The organism is Microcoleus sp. B13-B6 (genome assembly GCF_036705405.1).
GTDB lineage: Bacteria > Cyanobacteriota > Cyanobacteriia > Cyanobacteriales > Microcoleaceae > Microcoleus.
This window is the reverse complement of the sequence record NZ_JAUBUJ010000056.1, coordinates 1-4,744: the sequence shown is the minus strand read 5'-3', so window position 1 is coordinate 4,744 and position 4,744 is coordinate 1. Positions and strand designations below refer to the sequence as shown.

3 protein-coding genes and 1 pseudogene are annotated in these 4,744 nt (G+C 46.3%); all 4 read right to left on the bottom strand.

What is annotated here, in order from left to right:
- Positions 1-478: 478 nt before the first annotated feature.
- The gene (map, locus tag QUB35_RS22835) at positions 479-1,240 is read right to left on the bottom strand and encodes a type I methionyl aminopeptidase (RefSeq protein ID WP_333143993.1); all 762 of its coding nucleotides are present in this window, start codon (positions 1,238-1,240) and stop codon (positions 479-481) included.
- Positions 1,241-1,282: 42 nt separating this feature from the next.
- Entirely contained in the window at positions 1,283-2,359 is a 1,077-nt protein-coding gene (locus QUB35_RS22830; protein WP_333143992.1) for a glycosyltransferase family 4 protein, read from the bottom strand.
- Positions 2,360-2,811: 452 nt separating this feature from the next.
- A complete protein-coding gene (locus QUB35_RS22825; protein WP_333143991.1) occupies positions 2,812-4,005 on the bottom strand; it encodes a HEAT repeat domain-containing protein in 1,194 nt (397 codons plus the stop codon).
- A gap of 306 nt (positions 4,006-4,311) precedes the next feature.
- A pseudogene (locus QUB35_RS22820) lies at positions 4,312-4,727 on the bottom strand (transposase); the annotation flags it as partial.
- Between the last annotated feature and the right edge of the window lie 17 nt (positions 4,728-4,744).

The following is a 4,744-nucleotide window of genomic DNA, read 5'->3' as shown; positions in this document are numbered from 1 at the left end:
CGATCGCCTGACTGACTGCTCGATCGCCTGACTGACTGCTCGATCGCCTGACTGACTGCTCGATCGCCTGACTGACTGCTCGATCGCCTGACTGACTCTTTTAAGATACAAGGGGCGGGTTTTACAGACAATTTCTGACTGAAACAGACCATCTCGAAAACCCGCCCCCACCCACCCATAAATACAAACCTACCTTTTCGGATTCGGTGAATCGAGCGTTATTCTGTAGGGGGGATTTTCCGACAATTTCTGACTGAAACAGACCATCTCGAAAACCCGCCCCCACCCATCCATAAATACAAACCTACCTTTTCGGATTCGATGCAAATTTCAGGTTGATGTAGGTTATCGGTTGTGGCGGGGCGGGTTTATCTAGATTGTTGATAATCGTTAGATATTGTCGGTGAAACCCGCCCCTACGGGATATGGTTGATTATTGATTTAGGGGTGAGTTTTTCAGATTGTTTGTTAATGATTGCTAAGGCAAAGTCAGAATTTCCACCCCAGAATCAGTCACAGCCAGAGTGTGCTCGAATTGAGCCGAAAGCTTTCGATCCTGCGTGATAGCCGTCCAACCGTCGCCCAAAATTTCCACTTCCCAAGTACCCTCATTAATCATCGGCTCGATCGTAAAAACCATGCCTTGTCTGAGCTTCTTCCCCGTGCCCCGCTTACCGTAGTGCAAAATTTCCGGTTCGGTGTGAAAAACGCGGTGAACGCCGTGTCCCGCAAAATTTCGCACTACCGAAAAACCCTGTGCTTCAGCATATTCTTGAATCGCTGCACCGATGTCACCGGTACGAGCTCCCGGTTTAACTTCTGCAATTCCTCTTCTTAAACATTCCTCGGTTACTTCAACTAACTTTTTCGCTACCGGGGAAGGTTTGCCCACAAAAAAAGTCTTGGAAGTATCGCCATGATAACCATCAACTAAAGGCGTTACATCAATATTAATAATGTCACCTTCTTTAAGAATTTGTTTCGCATTGGGGATGCCGTGACAGACTACTTCATTGACGCTTGCACACAGAGATTTGGGAAATCCTTTATAGCCTAGCGGAGCGCTTTTGGCTCCGTGTGCCAAAGTCCAGCGTTCGGCTTCATCGTTAATTTCTAGAGTGCTGACACCGGGTTTTACCATCGGTTCGAGATGCAGCAGAAGTTCGGCAGCTAAGCGACCTGCTTGACGCATTTTTTCGATTTCTCTACTGGATAAAAGCACTAAACGTTCGGTTGCCATAGTTTTTTCTGTTTGCTTTTTTGTGGTCTATTAAGAGTTTATTTAACTCAACTTTAGAATAGATTTGAACCAGTGTTCACAACGATCGCCCAAAGCTCCTAAAGAGTATTCTACCTCTGCTTGTCGCCGGCAAGCGCTGCGGTCAATTTGGTCTAAGCGGGCGATCGCACCTACCAAGCCATTTACACTATCAGGCTCCACTAAAAAGCCCGTCAGTCCCTCTCTAACAATTTCCGCCGGCCCCCCGCGCTCGTAAGCAATCACAGGCACACCGCACGCTAAACCCTCGATCGCGACATTTCCGAAAGCTTCCACCCAACGTGGTGTCATCAACAATGCTTGGCACTGACGGACTTGCTCTTGCAGTTGGGTTGTGGTCAGAAACCCTAAATATTCTACGGGAGCATCCGGGTAATCTGCACAAATTTTTTGCCAATAATCCTCATCTTGCATTTTGCCCATAATTTTTAGGGGAATGCCTGTAATTTTCGCTGCTGCTACTGCATCTTCTAAGGCTTTTTCCGGGGCGATGCGACCAAGCCAAGCTAATTTGGGTTCCGGTTGGCTGCAAAATTCGTACAGCGATAAATCTATGCCGCTTCCCAACAACCGACACTCCTTGCCAAAGGCGAATGTTTTGGCTTGAGAAGCGGTGTGAACTCCGATCGTACCAGGAAACTGGACGGCGGTTTGTGCGGCAATGCGATCGAGGGCTGCGGAAAGGGATCCCATGCTGATAAAATGGGCGATCGGAGTCCTAAAAAATGGTGTCAAATAAAACGGCAGCCAATCGTAGGCAAAATTAACAATGACATCCCATTCATCCTGAACTTGGCGAGCATATTCCCACATATTCGCCAGCACAGAATCTGCGGGCATCACAATAGGAGCATTGTAATCTTGTGTTTGGGCCGTTACTTGCAAATCACCCGTTATTTCGATTACACAAATTGATTCTAAAACTGAACCTCTCGGCGCTACAACTGCTATTTTATGACCGCGACTCTGTAATTCTTTAGCGATGTTAAGGACTGTAAGTTCTACTCCGCCGCCCAAGCCAGAACCGAGTTGACCGACTGAAGTTGACAGGAACAATAGTTTCAAAGAGTCATTAGTCATTAGTCATTAATCATTAGCCATCAGGCACTGATTCTAACACAATCTATCTTATAAATTCTCCCCTCTAAAATCTAAAATATAAAATTATAGCCTTTCGAGTTCTCATATGAGGTACTCATGGGCATAGGCCTCCGTGGCCTCCGTGGCCTCCGTGGCCTCCGTGGCCTCCGTGGCCTCCGTGGCCTCCGTGGGCATACCTCACCACGCTTGAGAACCGCTATATACCTGTTCTCAGGAAAGTAAGGTACTATTCCAATGGCCTGTTTGGCCTGTTTGGCCTGTTTGCCCAAGAACACCTCATGTTACTGAGAAAGGCTATAAGCTGTCACGCATTTAAATTGCATATTCAGGGCGGGCTTTTTGGCCCAACCCCTACTCCCCACAAGACGGCGAATTGTTTGTTGACATTCTATTTAAATGCACAACAGCTTACTTAAAAATTGCTAAATTTATTAATCCATCCCAGAACGCGGACGGAGGCGGTTCAACTGATTGATGGCCCAGCGAGCAGTTTCCTGAACTTCTGGATCTGGATCGTCTGTCGCACGGTGCAACAAGTAACTGATTTGATTCACCAATTCGTAAATCCGCGTCAAGTCGCGAATCGCATTTTTACGCACTTCGGGATTTTCATTTTGCAGCGAAATTGACCAGGCATTATTCATGGGTTTGAGAGTGCGAATGCCAATTTCCGAGAGACTTGCCAAAATTAAACTGTACTGGCTCGAGTCGGAATTTGCTAGCAAATCGAGCAACGGCTCAACTGCTCTGGAATCTCCCCGCTGGCCGAGTTCCCAAATTGCTTTGCGCCTCAAAGCCGGATTTAGGTGCTGCAAATCTTCAATCAGTGCTTCAATAATATCAACTTTAGGTCTACCATCCGTTTCGGGAAGGGCAATACCTTTCTTCTTCGCTAGGGAATCGGTTTGATTAGTTGTTTCGGGAATGTTGAAACCTGTGTTGCTGTACCCATTGCTCTGAGTTTCCAAGGGCGGGGTGTCGGAATTAATTCGATCGCCCTCGACTGCTGCATTCTGGGATTCCGGTTCCCCGGATTCCAGGATAAACGGTAAAGGTTGATCGCTGCTCTCGATACTGTAGTTTTTTGGCAAACCAAAAGGGTAGGGCAAGGCTGACAGCGATTGTCCTCCAGAAGAATTCTCTTGCGGTCTAATTTCGTGCGAGTTTATAGGAGAATCGGGATTAGTAAATTGAGAGTTTCTTTGGTTGTGGCGATCAAATCTTCCCCGTCTTCGCTTAGAATAATTTGACTCGTCACTGCTAACTAATTTGAGCATGATAAATACTGCCGCTGCCGTGACGACAACTGCTGCCAAACCCAACATTAAGAACCCCCGCTGACGAGACAAAATGACGAGCAAATTGGATACCGATTTCGGGATATTAGAATTAGATTTGGACGTTTTGGACGGCTGAGATTTGTTTTTATCGGGCGCTGGAGACGGTTTTGGAGGCTTGGAATCTTGGCGATCGTCCGGGGGAGAGTTCGCCTGAGCAATTTCTTGGGAAACAGCACGCGCAGAGGCATTGAGTACCTGGTGCCCTCCGTCGGCACTTGGACTGAACGCAGCGCCCAGACAGGCAATGCAGGTGAACAAACATACAGAGGAGCGGTAATGCGCCATAAGACTCAATCCGGGTTTTGAGAGGCAACGCCGCATGACGAGCTTTAGTTTAACCTTGAGTTAGCTCGATCCTAGCTGCTATGGGCTTAACTAACTTACAAATAGCACCAGACTAGCGAAAAACCCTGGTTTGAGAGGGCACCGAGCCAGATATTATAAGCACAATTGTGTCATTGACGTGCAACTCCTTTAAATAATTAGTTTAATTAGGGTTTGCTGAATAATCGATCGCAAACTAAGAACAGGAGTGATCGATATATTCAAGCAGAGTTATATATAAGTTTTTTCGGTATCAAGTCCCCCCAATTATAATTGGGGATTATCTTCAACCCAAAAACAGGTGTTCTTTTTCCAAATAGACAGAAAAACACACAAAAAACCCGGCGCCACCAGGTAGCATCGGTTCATAACCAAAAAAGTAATTGCAATAACCGTACCAGAGGTATTATCAAGTTTAGCCATAACTCTATTGAGACCGAATCTTCTTTTCCGCAAGCCCCAAACTTTCCCTCTATTGCATTTCTAATTCTTTCATCTTCTAAAGCTTGCTTCTTTTTTGCTTTACTCACATTTGCTGGGGGTCTTCCTAGAGGTGGCCCACTAATTCTAATGCCTCTTTCTTTACACCATGCTCGGTTTTCTCTTGTACGGTAAATGCGATCGGCATGAACGGACTCGGGATAATATCCTGTGAATCTATAATAAGCTTCTAAAGAGTGCTTTTAAGTCCCCTGATTCG

What these genes read in the sequence shown, in the direction of transcription:
- map (WP_333143993.1), bottom strand. Translation starts at nt 1,240, where the DNA reads ATGGCAACCGAACGTTTAGTGCTTTTATCCAGTAGAGAAATCGAAAAA.
- QUB35_RS22830 (WP_333143992.1), bottom strand. Translation starts at nt 2,359, where the DNA reads ATGACTAATGACTCTTTGAAACTATTGTTCCTGTCAACTTCAGTCGGT.
- QUB35_RS22825 (WP_333143991.1), bottom strand. Translation starts at nt 4,005, where the DNA reads ATGGCGCATTACCGCTCCTCTGTATGTTTGTTCACCTGCATTGCCTGT.